Origin of the sequence: Tianweitania populi, assembly GCF_014652875.1 — a bacterium.
GTDB classification, from domain to species: domain Bacteria; phylum Pseudomonadota; class Alphaproteobacteria; order Rhizobiales; family Rhizobiaceae; genus Tianweitania; species Tianweitania populi.
This window is the reverse complement of record NZ_BMZQ01000011.1, coordinates 1-872: the sequence shown is the minus strand read 5'-3', so window position 1 is coordinate 872 and position 872 is coordinate 1. Positions and strand designations below refer to the sequence as shown.

The window sequence follows — 872 nt, the reverse complement described above, 5'->3', positions numbered from 1 at the left end:
TGGCCGCGACTCGATCAAGATTTGTTAAGCCCGTCCCAAAATGGCGCAAAAGCGCCCGCTTTTGGCGCAAAAAACGATCAATTAACAATTTATTCACTATAATCAGTAAACCGGTTTACCGGATTGTATTCAATTAAGTGTATTGAATACATAAGGTTAAGTTACAGGGCTGCTGTGTGGTTACTGCCCTGGCACGGATGCTGGCTTTCATGTATTCGATGTTGATGGCCGTTTTGTTCTTGCGCGGATGCTGCTTCAAGGTTTTTACCTTGCCGGGACGCTCGGCGATCAGCCAGTCCACATCCACCTCGGCCAGCTCCTCGCGCTGTGGCGCTCCTTGGTAGCCGGCATCGGCTGAGACAAATTGCTCCTCTCCATGAAGCAGATTACCCAGCTGATTGAGGTCATGCTCGTTGGCCGCGGTGGTGACCAGGCTGTGGGTCAGGCCACTCTTGGCATCGACACCAATGTGGGCCTTCATGCCAAAGTGCCACTGATTGCCTTTCTTGGTCTGATGCATCTCCGGATCGCGTTGCTGCTCATTGTTCTTGGTAGAGCTGGGTGCCTCAATGATGGTGGCATCCACCAAAGTGCCTTGGGTCATCATGACGCCTGCTTCGGCCAGCCAGCGATTGATGGTCTTGAACAATTGACGGGCCAGTTGATGCTGCTCGAGCAGGTGGCGGAAATTCATGATGGTGGTGCGATCCGGCAGGGCGCTATCCAGGGATAATCGGGCAAACAGGCGCATGGAGGCGATTTCGTACAGGGCATCTTCCATGGCACCGTCGCTCATGTTGTACCAATGCTGCATGCAGTGAATACGCAGCATGGTCTCCAGCGGATAGGGCCGTCGGCCATTGCCCGCCTTG

At 53.9% G+C, this 872-nt stretch carries 1 pseudogene; it reads right to left on the bottom strand.

The window, feature by feature from the left end:
* Positions 1 to 148: 148 nt before the first annotated feature.
* Positions 149 to 872: pseudogene (locus IE166_RS20510) on the bottom strand (IS5 family transposase); the annotation flags it as partial.